The following is a 15,761-nucleotide window of genomic DNA, read 5'->3' on the forward strand; positions in this document are numbered from 1 at the left end:
ATAACAGACTTGTTGCGAATCCTTTCATGCGCCGTAATAACACACCCTATTTCGTTAAACGTATTTGCACTGCAATAAACCGTTTTTATGTAAAACGCTTTATTGCACCACAATTCGATAGTGTGGGCGCTGGTTTGGATATAGGGCATCCGCGCCATCTCGTGATTTTTGGGCACAATATTCATATCGGCAATTACGCCCAAATCATTGCAGCACCCGATAATTGTATTCGTTTAACCACTTGGCCGGGCAAGCAATATTCAGGCGAAATATCTATTGGAAATTATTGCCTGATTTCGCCAGGCGTAAGAATTTCAGCAGCGCAATCCATTCGCATTGGTGACAATTGTATGATTGCAGCTAACGTCTACATCAGCGATAGTGACTGGCACGGGATTTACAACCGCATTCGTCCCTTCCGGTGTACTAAACCGGTCATACTTGAAAATAATGTTTGGCTCGGCGAAAGTGTTATTGTTAATAAAGGCGTAACTATTGGAGAGAATTCCGTGGTAGGCGCAGGCTCAGTAGTGACTAAAGATATTCCGCCAAACTCAATTGCTGCTGGCAATCCGGCGCGGATTATTAAATCAATTAATCCGAATCGGCGAATGTTAAAGCGCGAACTATTATTTAAAGATGCCGAGCATTATTTTTATAATCAAGATCAATTGGATCGCTACGTGCTTGGCAAAAACTCTATTTGGAATTGGTTGCGGTATTTGATTGCACCGCGTAAAAATGACTAGCTTTTGCTCCACCTTTAAAAGGAAATATTATGTCTTTAGCTACTATGCTTTCGCTATTTGTTGCTTTAGTTATTCTAGCGGCAATTCCTGGCCCCGGTGTATTCACCGTAGTAGCCCGTTCTATTGCGTCAGGGTTCGCCCATGGCCTGATAACGGTTTTTGGTATTGTGTTCGGTGATTATGTTTTTATACTGCTTTCACTTTACGGCTTGTCTGCTTTAGCAACGACTATGGGCGGTTTATTTACCTTTATAAAATATGCCGGCGCAGCTTACCTTATTTGGTTAGGGTTAAAATTGCTTTTAGCCAAGCCTGATACCATGGAAGTTAAACCCGTACATGAATTATCATTTTTTGCCAACTTTACGGCCGGCTTGGTTACAACGCTGAGCAATCCCAAAGCTATTCTTTTTTATGCAAGCTTCTTTCCTGCGTTTGTGAATGTGCAACAAGTTACGCCTGTTGAGATTGGTAAATTATTATTACTGGCAACCTTGGCCGTAGGCTCGGTAATGGCTGCTTATGCCTATACCGCTAGTAAAGCCAGCACAATATTTAAAAATGCTAAAACAAATACAACACTTAATATCACTGCTGGCAGTGTTATCTTAGGAAGTGGTGTGTTGATAGCGACAAAAACCTAAATATTATTATTTGCCAAAGCTTATTTATTGGAGACAGTCGATGAAAAAATATTTTTTCATTTTATTTCTATTTAGTTGGTGTAATGCTTCAGTGGCACTGGAAATATTTAAACCCGTGCTTAAACCAGAAGCTGTTCTTGAGCAAACACAGGCCTATCTAATAAAAGAGCGGGCAATTGATATAGAAAAGTATCAGCTGTCCTTAATTGTTTTTAACTACTACGCCCGGTACGGCACTACACCAGGAAAGTGGGTTTTACATTATAGTTGTAAGCCAATAAACGGCATCTATTCCACCGACTGCGGATTTAGCGTACAGGTTAGCAATGAAACTAAGCCCACATTTGAATTTGTCAAAACCGATGCCTAATTGCCAAGGGTATTCATAATAAAGTTTTCACGATTAATTTCTGCAAGCAATACGACTTGATACAAACTTTGAATAAAAGCCATGACTATATCCTTATTAATCGCTCAAACAGATAAAGAAATTGAAGGCAGTTTCTCGGTTTTTAAAGAGCTGCGTCCACATTTGGAACCAGAACTTTTTTTACCGCAAATTAGACGTCAACAAGCACAGGGTTACCAGCTCTTATTGTTGCGCGAAAACGATTCGGTAAAAAGTGTTGCAGGTTTTCGTATGGGTGAATTTTTAGCCTGGGGGAAAATTGTTTATATAGATGATTTAGCTACTTTATCTAGCGCGCGTAGTAAGGGTTACGCCGATATGTTGATGGATTGGGTTATCAATTACGCCAGGGAACAGGGATGCAAAGCTGTGCACCTTGATACAGGTTACGCGCGACACGACGCGCATCGTCTATACCTGCGTAAAAAAATGAAATTAACGTCGCACCACATGTCGCTAGAGCTTTAGAATAAGCAGCTTTTTTACAGGGAATTAATTATGTTTACGCAATCGCTTTATGAAATAACCGAAAAGACCGTCCTTCATGAACTGATGGTCGATTATCCTTTCGCTACCTTGATCACTGATGCAGATGGTTTTCCCGAGGTTAATCATTTTCCCATGTTGCTGGAAACGCGCGACGGAAAAGATTATTTAACTGGCCATATTCCACGCCCAAATGCTCTATGGGAAAAGCACAACTGCGCCAAAGATGTATTGGCTATTTTCCAAGGCGAGAACGCTTATATTTCGCCCGGTTGGTATGCCACCAAACCGGAGAATGGCAAGGTAGTACCCACTTGGGATTTTATTGCGGTGCATGTGCGCGGCTCGATTCGTTTCATTCAGGAAACCGATTGGCTTCTCACGCATTTAAACGCGTTAAGCGATCACCATGAAAAATCATTTGCGCATCCGTGGAAAGTAAGTGATGCGCCAGATGAATTTATAGCGCGTTTATCCAAGGCGATTATTGGCTTTGAAATTGAAATTAAAGAGCTAAAGGGAAAATGGAAACTCAGCCAAAATCGCCCGGCGCAGGATCGCGCATCTGTTATTGCGGCGCTGGAAAACATTGGCAAGACAAAAATGGCTCAACTGATTAAGCAGTTTGAGCCAAAGTGAGATAGTGTGAAGCATCTGCTTCAAGATTATTTTTTAACTTGAAGCAGAGACACGTTAAACAGCCGCCACTAAATCCCGACTGCGTACAAGATTTAAATAGCGAACACCCTGTGCGATAAAATAGCCGCTTAATGAACCTAAAATTAAACTGAATCCGGGTGCGAAATAGAATTTTTGCACTATGTCTAATTTCATACCCAGCGCCATTCCCAACGCATAACGTACGCAAAAAATCGTTAAAATAACACACAGCGGAATCCAGCTGCCTTGCAACAGTAATTTACGCGTAACCTGATCATAACTCGCGGAATTGTTGCTAAGAAGTTTAGTAAATATCAGAGTAGCGGAACTTGCTCCCAACAACCAACACAAAATCACTACGCCATTAAAACCCAAATCCATCAAAGTACCTATCAACGACATTAACATCATGGCGACAGGCATAATAAAGGCTACCTGAACTGGAATTTTGCGTGTGCGCACTTGTGTTAAACCCAAAATCACCAACCCTGCCAAGAGTCCAAATACCCATCGCGGTGTGTACATCAAAACCTGTGTTATTGCTTCCATTTTTATTACAGTTCTTTCGCGCTCAACAAATTTTTGGGATGCATCAATCACTATATTATCTTCTGCTACAAATTCGCGGATGATGGGTATGAGTGACGCGTGTGTTGCAACCCGGTCAACCCCAGCGCGATCCTGACATAATGAAACGCCCATGACTCGTATGTCGTTATTGCACGAATCGAGAAAAGTAAAATGCCCTTCCTGTCCACTTAGCAGAAACGATTTTGCATTCAGAAATCCCTTGATGTAGCGCGCACCGTGATTTTCCCATGGCAGGAAATCATTGTGTTGTGCACCTACAACCAACACTGGAAGTTTTACATTTGCCAAGCTTTGAGGGCTTGCTCCATAGCCAAGTGTTGCATCAAGCAAGATGATTTTTTTGACGCGACTATCAGCATAGTTGCCGCCAAATTTTTTCAGGAAAGATTCACCCGGAGCTGGTGAGTTGCGAATTCCATAATCACAGGAGTGATCCTGTGCTGCTGCAGGGGTTTTGCAAAAATCCATCATGTTTAATAAATCGTATTGAACACCTGCAAGCATGGCGACTGTTTGTCCGCCCGATGAATGACCAAGCGCGATTATATTTGACCAGTTAACAGATTTTTGAAACAACTCGCGATTCGACAAGGCGGTATAAATATCGGAAATATCCGTAGGCCGTTGCCAAACCATTGCCGTAGCGCGCACATCTTGCGTGTCCTGACCATAAAGCCAGGATTCACCGTAATGGTTAATACCAACCACAATGTAACCAGCTGCGGCCATAGCTTCGCCAAGCCAATTATAATTATCCGCGGCACCCATAGCGCCGTGACTAAATACGAGAGTTCTGTCGGTAATTGCTGATTCGGCCAAACAATGCGGTTGATTGGAGGCACACTTTCCTTCGGGAAACCAAAGCGTAATTTTTGCCGGGCGTCCCGAAGGTAATTCACCGAGATCAACCACATGTTTGGCAACAGGGACCGAAGTATTATCAGCATGCACCGCTAGGGAAAGGGCAGCACACGATGCTATAAGCAGTAAGGCACGAACCAGGTAATTCATTAAGATCTCCAAAAGGCGAAATTTTGGTCTTTGTTAGTCACTGGATATTAGTTTAATAAAGGATGATCAGCACTACTGTGCAGAAAGTGCGATTTGATAAATTCATTAGGACAAGTGAGATTAAAGCAGGGGAAAATAGATTTCCGTCAGCAATTCAGATTCAGGCGTATTTTTCGGGTTATTTAAATAGACCTGCACAATTGCGTCATCTTTCAAGCTGATAGCTTCCGGTATGACCCAGCCAGCATAGATGCGCGATATGGTTTGCCACATGAGACTGTAAGATCCTTTGTACCGAAACCTCGCCCACTTTCCCTCAGCCCAGAAATATTCATCCAATCCGAGGTTCGCAGGTAAGTCTGCGCGCAAAACACCTGCAAAAAATCGGCTGGCTGTTTGATCGCCTTGCCAGGGGCTTTCCAATGCGACACCTACCGCTGACGAAAAATAATCTGTGTAATTTATCCTTTGAAAACGCTGCCCCAATTCAGCAAACAAACTTTCACCCAAGCTTTTAAAGCTGTTGTCTCTGAATCCTCTGCCATAAAGACCAAAACAGGTTCGCGCGGGTAGATCCACAATGTCTGGTTGCAATTCGAGGTCGCGTCTGGAAACATTTTTTAGCGTATTAGGTGTTTTCCATTCACATTCAGTTCCCAGCTTTACTTCATTGGGCTTGCAACCAAAAGCTTTGAAAAATGCGCGCGAAAATGCCGAGTGGGATTCGTAGCCCGCGGCCAGGCTTGCGTCTATCACAGACGATTCACCCGACGCCAGCAGCGAATAAGCATGTTGCAGTCGGCGACGCTGGATAAATTCACCCAGCTGAAAACCTGTGGTGGCTTGAAACAAACGGTTTAAATGATACTTGGAAACGCCCACTCTATTCGATAAATCATCAATGACAATTTCTTTATCAAGATTGGCTTGAACATATTCACTGATATGATTGGCAAATGCTTCATAAAGATTTTTTTGATTGCTCGTCATACGGATTTATTCTTTGAGCATCAGCGCTACACGCAGCAAAGCAGCGACTGAAATACCATCGGTAATGTCACCACGCTTTACCATTTCAATGGCTTCGATAAGCGGTAATTTTTTATATTCAATATCTTCCGTAGATTCCAATTCTTGTTTGCCCGCAAACAAACCGCGCGCGAGGAAAACCACACAAAATTCATCCGTTACTGAATTGGATAAATGCATAGTCATTAATTGTTGCCATTCGCGCGCCTGCAAACCAACTTCTTCTTCCAATTCACGCTTCGCGGCATCTAATGGCTCTTCCCCATGTGGGCAGCCACCCTCTGGAATTTCCCAGGTATATTGATTGAGCGTGTACCGGCTTTGTTTTACCAGCCAGGTATTTCCTTCATCATCAATAGGAACAATACCTATAGCGGTGTTTTTAAAATGCACCACCCCATAAATCCCATCGGTACCTTTAGGTGTGATGACTTCTTCATGCGATATTTTTAGCCAGGGATTTTCATAGGCGACTTTAGAGTTTTTAGTTTTCCAGCCGCCTATTTTTTCAATCGGATATTTTTGCTCAGTCATCTTCCAGCTCAATTAGTGTTCGTCTTTAAACTTTTCGTAGGCGACATCGTTTTCAAAAATGAGGAACTCGCCAATATAATCCGGATCTTCATAGCTAGTACCGTCATCCAGCTCGTACAAGCCTTCATCAGCCTCGTCATAAAAGTCTTCCCCTTTTGGCAAATTTTCTTCTTCGCCATTGGGCTTTACTACAACTAAAGCCTCATCATTAATAGCTTTCACAGTGACAAAATAATTATCGAAATAGACTTTTCCGTCTTCCATGATTAGCTTTTTGGAAACGAAAATAACTTTATTAAGGAATTCCATTGGATGCTCAACCAATTAATGAATGCGATTTAGTGAATGCGATGAGGATCAAGATTTACGCTTTCAATGCGGTTGCCTAGCATAAACACGCGACCGAAATAGCGATCTTCCCCGCTCACCGTAAACTCAAAATAGTATTCACGCATAAATCCTAAATGCCCGCCAGCATTGCGTTTAAAACTAAGCTTCTTCAGGAATACCGTTTGATCAAGAAATTGTACCTGCATGAACTCGCAATGTTTTTCCGCAGCTTTAACCGCAATTTCTTTGGTACGCATTGCGTGGATCCAATAAAACACAACCGTTGCAAACGCAGTGAGCCAGAGGATAGAACTAATATCAAAATACATGGACGTGACTTATTGGCCTTATGGGAAATATAGAGTTGGGGGATTAGTGCAGGACTTCAAGTACAACCAGAAAGACTGTTTAACACTAACGATTTCAGAAATGACTAATCTGAAAACAACAAAGGGCGATTGATTGCTCAATCGCCCTTTGTTGCGGAACTCTTCTTATTACAGAGGAGTTACGTTTTCCGCTTGCGGACCTTTTTGACCTGCGGTCACTTCGAAAGTCACTTTTTGACCTTCTTTCAAGGTTTTACGACCGCTGCCGTTAATTGCACGGAAGTGAACAAATACGTCTGCACCGCCTTCACGCTCGATAAAACCGTAGCCTTTATCGTCGTTGAACCACTTAACAACACCAGAGACTAAATCTGACATACTTTCCTCGTCTTACTATAAAACGTCAGCGAAGCTGACCGAACAAAAAAACCGACTTTACTAAAAGCCAGAGTGAAATAGCTTGTTAATAAAGCTATTGCTCAGGTCGTGGTACGTCCAAGTGTCTTGTGCAAGCGGTTGTCTTACAAAAGCGGATCTTCGGGCGAATCTCAATCTGCAGCAGTTCAAAATTAAAGCACTTGTGAAAGGTGAGTTCAAGCAGTTATGAGCTAATTTAAGGAATATCGCCAAATTTCACAAAGATGTGTAAGGAACACACAATTTACTGCGGCATATTGCGGCTATCTGTTTCATTTTTGACACTTTTTTGCGCATTTTTATCTTTTTTCTTTGCCAGAATTTCGTGCAAAAAGAGTGCAACGGGTATAACAATAAAGCCGGCCATCATTACGTAACGCTTAATGTCCTGAAACTCATAACCCTGTTTAGCTAGCTGATAAGCCGCTAAACCCCATGCGGCCGCTGAAAAATAACCCAAAGCATTATTTTTATAGACTCCAAAAGCGATTAATGCGGTAACAGACGCCAAAAATAATCCATAAATATTTTTAAATGATAAAAACCCGGCCACCGACAAGACCAGCAATAACAATAGAACCCAATTTAAAAACTTTGCGACCTGGTAAGTTTTTGACATTTGTTTGTGACCTAAATTAAGTGTTACTTTTTTACACCAAAATTATTGCGGCTTATCTTCGCTACGGGGTTTTTCAAACCAATCCTGATATTTTTTGTGTACACCACGGGTCAATGCTTGGGAATAATCTTCCATGGTATCCACACCGACCAGCACAAAAACCACAACGAGCGAGAGTTTGATAGCAATCAAATCGTAGCCAATCGCAATGCAAACACCTATGGAGGCGAGCGACCAAATGGTTGCCGCTGAAGTGACACCCCACACCATACCATCACGCGCAAGCATCACCCCCGCACCCAAAAAGCCTATGCCCGTAATTACCTGGCCGATGATGCGCGAGGGATCAGTCGCTGCGTTGGATGCCGACACCAGCATAGAAGCGGCAATAAAAATATAAGTACCCAACACAATTAATGCCGAGGTGCGAATACCAACGGGCTTTCCACGCAACTGCCGTTCAAGACCAATGATGCCACCGCAAGCGAGTGAGGTCAGCACCGCGCGCCATTCAAAAGGCTCAATAGAAATAATTTCTGCAAATGTCATTGTAAAACCTGCACTTTAAATTAATGAATCCCCATTGCCGCTTTGACAATAATTTTTTTCAGTTCAGTGATGGAATCCAGTTGGCGCATGCCAGTATTTCGTAACCAGGTAAGCATTAGTGAATTGCTACCAAACAAACGCTTGAAAGCTTCCATTGCACTCATCATCACCAAATTGCTGGCCAACCTTTGGCGCTGGTATCGGCGCAATATTGAAAAATCATTAAGCGGAATTTTGCGCAATAGCGCGCGCTCAATTTCTTGCGCGAGTGCAGCAACATCAAGCAAACCTAAATTCACGCCTTGGCCTGCCAAGGGATGTATGTTGTGCGCGGCATCACCCACTAAAACAATGTGGGGTTGAATATAAGTTTTCGCGTGGCGCTGCCGCAAAGGAATTGCGTGACGCTCCGCTGTATGTAAAATTTTTCCGAGCTTATGTTCAAAGGCAACACCCAAACGCTTGGAAAATTCAGCATCGTTTAATTGCATTAATTCTTCGGCCAATTCAGTTTCTGCCGACCAAACAATTGAACAAAAATGTTTATCGTTAATGCTTGGTAAAGGCAGAAATGCAAGCGGACCTGTGCGCATAAAACGCTGCCACGCCGTTGCCTGGTTCGGCAATTCAGTTTGCACCGTAGTAATAATTGCTTTGTGGCCATAATCCCACTCGCGCGTTTCAAATTCAGTTAATTCGCGCACTTTAGATTGCGCGCCATCGGCAGCTATAATTAATTTTGCAACAAGAACCGAACCATCACCTAACTGAACTTCAACGCCGCTGCCATTTTTTAAACCTGCCACGCGTGCCGGTTGAATTACCCTAATTTGTTGGTGCTGCGATATTTTTTTTCGCAATGCATTTAACACAACGGAATTCTCAACAATGTGGCCAAGATGATTTGCCCTTACATCTGCGCAATTGAAATGAATAGCAGCCGTGCCTTCGCCATCCCACACATGCATATCGCTGTAAGCACAAGCACGCGCTTGAACAACATCCTCCCACACACCCAGGTTATTTAATAAATTTTGCGATGCTTGCGTAAGTGCCACCACGCGCGGATCGAAATTTTCGCCTGCGAAATCCTGTGCTTCGTTAGATGCTTCAATCAATGCGATTTGCAAAGTGCTCGCGTTTTCTTGTTGGGCAATAGCACAAGCAAGACTCGCCCCCACCAGGCCAGCGCCAACAATAATCAGATCATACTGTGCGGTAAGGGTTGTCATAGGGTCAGGATTTTTTCGAGTTCACGTAATCGTCGTAATTGGCAATATAGTTGTCCAGATTGTGTTCCAACATAGATTTATATTGGTTTAAAAAGAATTCCACCAAACCGTCACGACGATTTTGTAATTCTTTGCTGGATTGCAAATCAGTCGCACTTATCCATGCATTGTAACGCGCAGCTGCAAACATGAGTGAACCACTCACTTTACCGCGTGCCGCCTCTGCTAATTGCTCATTGGCCAGGTTTATGTGTGCATCAGCACGGTTATAGAATTTCTCATCGGTATCTTCAGCCATTATTTTTTCCTATTCGAGCTTTATTTAATTCGAGATAAATATTTTTCGCCCGCGATTCCCATTGTCTGGTTCGCAAAACGAATTTTTGCAGCGGGCATTAAATCCAGCCCCACAAACCCTAAATGACGCAATGCGATTAAAGGTAAAGATGAACTGGAAAATAAACGAACAAGCTTGTCGCTAAATTCTATTGTAAGAGTTTGGTCTAATTCCTGGCGATGTAAATAATCTTGTAGTGTGCCCAACTCGCCCAAGTGTTTGTCTGTAGCATCGCCGTTAACCAAAGCATCTACCAAACATACGCAATCGCGCAGCGATAAATTAAAGCCCTGGCCAGCGACAGGGTGAAGAAAGTGCGCAGCGTTGCCAACCAATACAATATGTGAACGAATTTGCTCGCTGGCCGTAACCAGTTTTAATTCGTACTTATGACGCTTGCCGACACGCAAAAACTTTCCCAAACGATTGCCAAAACGCGTTTGCAAATGCTGCAAAAAATCTTCGTCATTTAATCGCGCGATGTCATTCGCCTGATCGCGTGGTAACGTCAGCACCAAAGCAGATTCTTTTGCGGTAAGTTTGTTGCCTAAGGGTAAGAGCGCCAAGGGGCCTTGAGCGGTAAAGCGCTCGTAAGCCACACCTTTGTGCGGTTCACTATAAGCAACATTCGCGATAAGTGCAGTTTGATTGTAATCTTTAATGTGGGAATCAATTCCCAAAGATTTGCGCAAGGGTGAATCACCACCATCGGCAACTACTGCAAGTTTACAATTTAGCTCAAAGCTTTCGCCCTGCGCTTGAACTTGCAAGAGCGCGCCTTGCTGTTGTGGTTTTAACTTTTCAACACGAATGGGAGCAATGAATTGGATATTTTTTTGCGTGCGCAATTGATCAAGCAATACCCGGCCAATCCACGCATTGGGAATTACATAACCTACTGCGTCCAGCTGATAAGCGCTGGCATCAATTAAACCGCCCATAAAATGTCCCGCGTCACTCACATGTACTTGTGAAATGGCGGTCGCCTCTTGTGAAAGCTTTTCCCATACACCAAGGTCTTGCAAAATTTCTACACTGCCCTGGGCTATAGCAGTGGAACGGGCATCAAAACTATTTTCGAATTGCGATTGATCTGAATCAGAAAAATTTTGTGCCTCCAGCAAAACAATTTTCCAGTCCGGCTTTTGCTGCGCAAGCAAAAGCGCAAGGCTAGCGCCCACCATGCCGCCGCCGATAATGGCGATATCAAAATTTCCTAATTCATTCATTCAAACATCTCGCTCCCAATTCAGACGGGAGTTAGCCTCTCTCCTGATAAGGAGAGAAAAAGGTAGTTAGCTTAGGCCATTAGCGCTTCAATTTCTGCAACAGTCTTGGGTACATCTTTCGTCAGAACTTCGTTGCCATCTTTGGTAATCACAACGTCATCTTCAATACGAATACCTATGCCACGCCATTTTTTTGCAACGCGTTCATTGTCGGGCGCTACGTAAATTCCTGGCTCTACGGTCATTACCATTCCGGGCTCGAGTACGCGCCATTCGCCGCCGACTTTGTAATCGCCTACGTCGTGCACGTCCATACCTAACCAGTGACCAGCGCGATGCATGTAAAATTCTTTGTAAGCTTCGGTTTTAATTAATTCGTTGACATCGCCTTCGAGTAAACCAATTTTTACCAAACCTTCGGTGATCACTTTTACTGTCATTTCATGCGGATCATTCCAATGGTTGCCTGGTTTAGCAACGGCGATGGCTTCTAATTGTGCCTGCAAACAAATTTCGTAGAGCGCTTTTTGCTCGGGTGAAAATTTTCCATTTACGGGGAATGTTCTAGTGATATCGGCAGCGTAAGATTCCAATTCGCATCCAGCATCAATTAATACCAAATCGCCATTTTTTAGCGGCGCGGAGTTTTCAATGTAATGCAGGATACAACCGTTTTTGCCGCCGCCGACAATGGTGTTGTACGCCGGAAAACGTGCGCCGGCCATTTGGAACTCGTGCATGATTTCTGCTTCGAGCTGATATTCCATAACACCGGGTTTGGAAAATTTCATTGCACGCACATGCGCACGTGCAGAAATTTCGCCCGCTTCTTTCATCACGCGCAATTCAGCGGCGCTTTTGAATAAACGCAATTCATTCAGGAAATGACTGAGATCTAAAAATTCGCCCGGTGGTGTTGCACCTGAACGAACTTTTGCACGAATTGTATTTACCCAATCCATGACTTGCTTATCGAACTCGCTGTCTTTACCCATTGCATAGTAAACACGCTCGCGGCCTTCGATTAAGCCGGGCAAAATATCGTCGATGTCATCAATAGGAAATGCGTCGTCTGCTTCGTATTCACTGCATGCACCATCGGGGCCTGCGCGATAGCCATCCCAAATTTCGCGTTCGCGATTACGCTCGCGCACAAACAAAACATATTCGCCATGTTCGCGGCCAGGAATTAATACGAGCACAGCTTGTGGTTCAGGAAAACCGGAGAGATAAAACAAATCGCTATCTTGGCGATAGTGATGCTCAGTATCGCGGCTGCGTGTGCGCTCCGGCGCTGCCGGTACAATTGCAATGCTGTTCGGCTCCATCATTGCCATTAATGCTTTGCGACGACGCGCGAATTCCTGTTTGCTGATTCTCATAACATTCTCTTAATCATTAACGCTGATGTATTTAATGAATCTGATCAGACGCCGGTGCAGCTATAGCGTCACTGGATGCTTTATTAGTTTGTGCCCCGTATTCCAAAAACAAGGAGGCGGCGAGCTGACGGACGTATTCAGTCACTTCCATATAATCTGCTTCGTCGGATTCATCACCATCTTCAATCGCAATTTGCGAAATGGCGGCGAGATCACGCAAACCGTCTTCGGCTTCTTCTGTTAATACGCGATCAGTTTTTCCTGCGGAACCAAAGCCGGTTAAAAATCCGTAACACCATTGACCCAGTGTAGCTGTACGCTGGCTAAGATCCGTATCGTCATCAGGCAATAAGAGTGTCAGGCCAAAACCATCACGCAACTGTTGCAAGCTGGAGTGGTAGAGATTCGTTAAGGCTTCGCGAACGCGCTCATCAGGGGCTTGGGTAAAATCCAAAAACTCTACGGCATCCAGCAGCCAGCGAATTTCGCTCAATTCGGCGCCACCGCTAAATTTGCCACAGAGCAAACCATGTAATTCAGAGGGACTATTAATAGCGCCAAGTGGCGCGATCAAGTTGCAGAAGTCGTCGAAGTTAAAAATAGAGGTTTCAGTGGAGAGCGATTGTTCAGTCATGAGTGCTAAAAGCCGTTCAATAAATAGAAAGAGAATGCTATCACGATGCATGCGCTAATCCGCACTTTTCTGTCGCAAGTGGCATTTGCAAAACGCACATTCGATGTCGGCGAATTTTCGATCAGTCCTCGAATTCACTTTAAATCTGCCCGCTAAAGCATTAGGGCGATTGACCCTCGCCAAGTCCCGCAATATAGTGGCTAGCTTAAGTACATTTGCCTTGTTATTGGTCACCAAACATGTCTGACGAACTCTTACTCTCTTTAGAAACCAAGCTCGACCGCTTGATTCTGCTCACCAGCCGGTTGCAGCAGGAAAATGCCGAGTTAAAAGCGCGTGAAAGCGCCTGGCAGCAAGAGCGTGTGCGCTTGATTGAAAAGAATGAGCTTGCGCGCAGCCGCGTGGAAGCCATGATCACGCACCTGAAAAGTCTAGATACTGAATAATTACAAGAGAACTTACCGTGGCTAACGAAACTGTTTTTGTAAAAATCCTCGATAAAGAATATCAAGTCGCCTGCCCACGCGAAGAACGCCAGGCACTTATGGAGTCTGCCCAACTGCTGGACGAGCGCATGAAAGCGATTCGCGGTTCAGGTGCAGTGATAGGTTTGGAGCGTATCGCAGTTATGGCCGCACTGAATTTAAGCCATGAACTCTTGCAAGCTAAATCTGATAGCCCAGCACCTGTTGGCGTGGCGACTGACAAAGCCGACCTGCAGCGTTTAAGCGATAAAATTGAACGAGTGCTAGCGGGTAACTAATCCCAAGCGCCACACACTAACGCCTGCCTTGTGCAGGCGTTTTTATTTATAGATTGCCAAGGAGAAAGCTGTGGACACAAAACTATCCGAAATTGGGCAAATTGCCATTACCGTGAGCGATGTAGAAAAAGCCTTGGCGTTCTACCGCGATATCCTCGGGCTGGAGTTTCTATTTAGCGCAGGCCCAAACCTCGCATTTCTAAAAGCAGGCAACATCCGCATTATGCTGAGCACACCCCAAGGGGCAGGCTCAGTTGGCGCAAATTCAACGCTTTATTTTAAAGCCGAAAATGTGGAAGCTGTTTACGCCGATAAAGTCGCGCGTGGAGCAGTAAGTGAACGAGCGCCGCAGCTGGCAGCGAAAATGCCTGACCACGAACTCTGGATTGGTTTTTTGCGCGACCCCGATGGAAATTTAGTCGGGCTGATGGAAGAAAAGCGCTAAATAATTGTGCGATGCTTTTAATCAATTTGTTCACAAGTTTACCATTTTGGTTTTTGTGCATGCGAAACTCTAACTTTCAGTGCCTGTCCAGCAGTTTATAAGACTGATTTTGTCTAAATGGTTATAAGACCCAAGCTTAATATCATTTGCGATGGGTTATAGACTCTGGGTTATACTGGGCCCCAGCCCTGGAATGTTTGCAAACCGACAAGTCCTTGAGCCGATTTCCACAAAACTGGTGGTGTCTCGTTGTGTTTGGTGTGCATGTCCGCTTGACGGAAAGCCTTAAAAACCACAGGTGCTACCTCCTTGAACCTATGGGTTCAAGGCCAGCTTGGTAGCGGCATTTTCGGGGTTTCCTATTACCATGTTTTAAAAATGCCATCCTTGGCGACTTTTAAAGCGTCGTTTTGCGATTACTGGCGCAAACACGTGGGTTTGCTTGTAGTCTTAAGCTCGCATTTGCCGGTGGCAAATGGGCGATACTTCCTGTATCGCTGGTGCTTCGTAGTAGTTTCCTCGTGTAAAAAAATCTTGCCCTGACTGCTTGTCGAGTCAATTTTTGTGCTTTTCTCCTCTTTTTGCTGGTTCATCTCTACAATGACGGGATGTTCAATAACACGCTTATTTTCTTATGACGACTCCTGATCCCCGACAGGCCTTGCGCAAAGAACTGCGTGCGCGGCGCAACGCTTTGAATCCAACGCAACAAGAAGCAGCAGCGGCCTGGGCTTTGCGCCATTTAATGAAGTCGCCAAAGTTTTTACGCGCCCAGCATGTCGCCTTATATATAGCGGCTGACGGCGAGTTGAATCCGCATCCTGTAGCAGAGCAGCTCTGGAAGATGGGCAAGCATTGTTACCTGCCGGTTTTGCATCCACGGATTGAAGGCCAGCTTTGGTTTGTGGAGTACACCCCCACTACCGAACTCAAACCTAATCGCTTTGGCATTCCCGAACCTGACCATCGCCTTGAGCGGAAATTTGCGGCTAACTTATTGGATGTCGTGCTTTTGCCTTTGGTCGGGTTTGACCGCAAAGGTGGTCGCCTGGGTATGGGCGGTGGTTTTTATGACAGGACTTTTGCGTTTCATAAAGGAAAGCAGACTAAACCCTATTTGTTAGGTATGGCGCACGCGTGCCAGGAAGTAGATAGTTTGGAAATGGCCGATTGGGATATTCCGCTGTTCGGAATAGTGACTGATAAAGAGTTGATATTGGCGGGTAAGAAGTGAGGTCGTGGGTTGCCAACTCCTTGGCAACGAGGACTTAAGCTAGGGCGCTTTAGCAACAACGACTTCTGAAGTCTTGGTGCTAAAAAGGGTTTTGGCCTCAGACGCTAAAGTGACGCAAACGCAGAGACAAAACACCATTACAACGACC

At 44.5% G+C, this 15,761-nt stretch carries 22 protein-coding genes and 1 other RNA gene; 10 read left to right on the top strand and 13 right to left on the bottom strand.

What is annotated here, in order from left to right:
* Positions 1 to 26: 26 nt before the first annotated feature.
* The 5 genes from IE104_RS15455 to IE104_RS15475 all read left to right on the top strand — a co-directional run bounded on the left by IE104_RS15455 (position 27) and on the right by IE104_RS15475 (position 2,927).
* Positions 27 to 749, top strand: coding sequence for an acyltransferase (locus IE104_RS15455; RefSeq protein ID WP_189420153.1), 723 nt, complete (start codon positions 27 to 29; stop codon positions 747 to 749).
* A gap of 29 nt (positions 750 to 778) precedes the next feature.
* Entirely contained in the window at positions 779 to 1,393 is a 615-nt protein-coding gene (locus IE104_RS15460; RefSeq protein WP_189420154.1) for a LysE family translocator, read from the top strand.
* A gap of 40 nt (positions 1,394 to 1,433) precedes the next feature.
* Positions 1,434 to 1,763, top strand: coding sequence for a hypothetical protein (locus IE104_RS15465; protein WP_189420156.1), 330 nt, complete (start codon positions 1,434 to 1,436; stop codon positions 1,761 to 1,763).
* Between the two features lie 81 nt (positions 1,764 to 1,844).
* Positions 1,845 to 2,270, top strand: a complete 426-nt coding sequence (locus IE104_RS15470; protein WP_189420158.1) for a GNAT family N-acetyltransferase — start codon at positions 1,845 to 1,847, stop codon at positions 2,268 to 2,270.
* 30 nt (positions 2,271 to 2,300) lie between these two features.
* Positions 2,301 to 2,927, top strand: coding sequence for an FMN-binding negative transcriptional regulator (locus IE104_RS15475; RefSeq protein WP_189420160.1), 627 nt, complete (start codon positions 2,301 to 2,303; stop codon positions 2,925 to 2,927).
* 54 nt (positions 2,928 to 2,981) lie between these two features.
* On the opposite strand, the gene IE104_RS15480 is transcribed toward IE104_RS15475, so the two are convergent.
* The 13 genes from IE104_RS15480 to IE104_RS15540 form a co-directional block, all read right to left on the bottom strand.
* Positions 2,982 to 4,550 carry a DUF6622 family protein gene (locus IE104_RS15480; RefSeq protein WP_189420161.1) on the bottom strand — a complete coding sequence of 523 codons (1,569 nt, stop codon included), beginning with the start codon at positions 4,548 to 4,550 and terminating at the stop codon, positions 2,982 to 2,984.
* A gap of 120 nt (positions 4,551 to 4,670) precedes the next feature.
* Positions 4,671 to 5,540, bottom strand: coding sequence for an AraC family transcriptional regulator (locus IE104_RS15485; protein WP_189420163.1), 870 nt, complete (start codon positions 5,538 to 5,540; stop codon positions 4,671 to 4,673).
* A 6-nt stretch (positions 5,541 to 5,546) separates the two neighbouring features.
* The gene (locus IE104_RS15490) at positions 5,547 to 6,113 is read right to left on the bottom strand and encodes an NUDIX domain-containing protein (RefSeq protein WP_189420165.1); all 567 of its coding nucleotides are present in this window, start codon (positions 6,111 to 6,113) and stop codon (positions 5,547 to 5,549) included.
* A gap of 12 nt (positions 6,114 to 6,125) precedes the next feature.
* Positions 6,126 to 6,422, bottom strand: coding sequence for a hypothetical protein (locus tag IE104_RS15495; RefSeq protein ID WP_189420167.1), 297 nt, complete (start codon positions 6,420 to 6,422; stop codon positions 6,126 to 6,128).
* 29 nt (positions 6,423 to 6,451) lie between these two features.
* Complete coding sequence (locus IE104_RS15500) at positions 6,452 to 6,772, bottom strand: DUF3301 domain-containing protein (protein WP_189420169.1); 321 nt, start codon at positions 6,770 to 6,772, stop codon at positions 6,452 to 6,454.
* Between the two features lie 168 nt (positions 6,773 to 6,940).
* The gene (locus IE104_RS15505) at positions 6,941 to 7,150 is read right to left on the bottom strand and encodes a cold-shock protein (RefSeq protein WP_189420171.1); all 210 of its coding nucleotides are present in this window, start codon (positions 7,148 to 7,150) and stop codon (positions 6,941 to 6,943) included.
* Positions 7,151 to 7,433: 283 nt separating this feature from the next.
* Positions 7,434 to 7,808, bottom strand: a complete 375-nt coding sequence (locus IE104_RS15510) for a DUF1774 domain-containing protein (protein WP_189420173.1) — start codon at positions 7,806 to 7,808, stop codon at positions 7,434 to 7,436.
* Positions 7,809 to 7,850: 42 nt separating this feature from the next.
* The gene (locus IE104_RS15515; protein WP_189420174.1) at positions 7,851 to 8,357 is read right to left on the bottom strand and encodes an MgtC/SapB family protein; all 507 of its coding nucleotides are present in this window, start codon (positions 8,355 to 8,357) and stop codon (positions 7,851 to 7,853) included.
* Positions 8,358 to 8,377: 20 nt separating this feature from the next.
* Complete coding sequence (locus IE104_RS15520; protein WP_189420175.1) at positions 8,378 to 9,589, bottom strand: FAD-dependent monooxygenase; 1,212 nt, start codon at positions 9,587 to 9,589, stop codon at positions 8,378 to 8,380.
* 4 nt (positions 9,590 to 9,593) lie between these two features.
* Positions 9,594 to 9,887: a DUF3144 domain-containing protein gene (locus IE104_RS15525; RefSeq protein ID WP_189420176.1), complete on the bottom strand. Its 294-nt coding sequence runs from the start codon at positions 9,885 to 9,887 to the stop codon at positions 9,594 to 9,596.
* Positions 9,888 to 9,907: 20 nt separating this feature from the next.
* Positions 9,908 to 11,155: a 2-octaprenyl-6-methoxyphenyl hydroxylase gene (gene ubiH / locus IE104_RS15530; protein WP_189420177.1), complete on the bottom strand. Its 1,248-nt coding sequence runs from the start codon at positions 11,153 to 11,155 to the stop codon at positions 9,908 to 9,910.
* Positions 11,156 to 11,226: 71 nt separating this feature from the next.
* Positions 11,227 to 12,537 carry a Xaa-Pro aminopeptidase gene (gene pepP / locus IE104_RS15535; RefSeq protein WP_189420178.1) on the bottom strand — a complete coding sequence of 437 codons (1,311 nt, stop codon included), beginning with the start codon at positions 12,535 to 12,537 and terminating at the stop codon, positions 11,227 to 11,229.
* A 31-nt stretch (positions 12,538 to 12,568) separates the two neighbouring features.
* The gene (locus tag IE104_RS15540) at positions 12,569 to 13,222 is read right to left on the bottom strand and encodes a UPF0149 family protein (protein WP_229837993.1); all 654 of its coding nucleotides are present in this window, start codon (positions 13,220 to 13,222) and stop codon (positions 12,569 to 12,571) included.
* Positions 13,223 to 13,410: 188 nt separating this feature from the next.
* Here IE104_RS15540 and IE104_RS15545 point away from each other — a divergent pair, with 188 nt between their 5' ends.
* The 5 genes from IE104_RS15545 to IE104_RS15565 all read left to right on the top strand — a co-directional run bounded on the left by IE104_RS15545 (position 13,411) and on the right by IE104_RS15565 (position 15,613).
* Complete coding sequence (locus IE104_RS15545) at positions 13,411 to 13,617, top strand: TIGR02449 family protein (RefSeq protein ID WP_189420179.1); 207 nt, start codon at positions 13,411 to 13,413, stop codon at positions 13,615 to 13,617.
* Between the two features lie 17 nt (positions 13,618 to 13,634).
* The gene (locus IE104_RS15550; protein ID WP_189420180.1) at positions 13,635 to 13,934 is read left to right on the top strand and encodes a cell division protein ZapA; all 300 of its coding nucleotides are present in this window, start codon (positions 13,635 to 13,637) and stop codon (positions 13,932 to 13,934) included.
* 70 nt (positions 13,935 to 14,004) lie between these two features.
* Positions 14,005 to 14,379, top strand: coding sequence for a VOC family protein (locus tag IE104_RS15555; RefSeq protein ID WP_189420181.1), 375 nt, complete (start codon positions 14,005 to 14,007; stop codon positions 14,377 to 14,379).
* 182 nt (positions 14,380 to 14,561) lie between these two features.
* Positions 14,562 to 14,739: non-coding RNA, 6S RNA (ssrS, locus tag IE104_RS15560), on the top strand.
* Between the two features lie 274 nt (positions 14,740 to 15,013).
* On the top strand, positions 15,014 to 15,613 hold the full coding sequence (locus tag IE104_RS15565) for a 5-formyltetrahydrofolate cyclo-ligase (protein ID WP_189420183.1): 600 nt from the start codon (positions 15,014 to 15,016) through the stop codon (positions 15,611 to 15,613).
* Positions 15,614 to 15,761: the final 148 nt, after the last annotated feature.

The organism is Cellvibrio zantedeschiae, assembly GCF_014652535.1.
Lineage (GTDB): Bacteria > Pseudomonadota > Gammaproteobacteria > Pseudomonadales > Cellvibrionaceae > Cellvibrio > Cellvibrio zantedeschiae.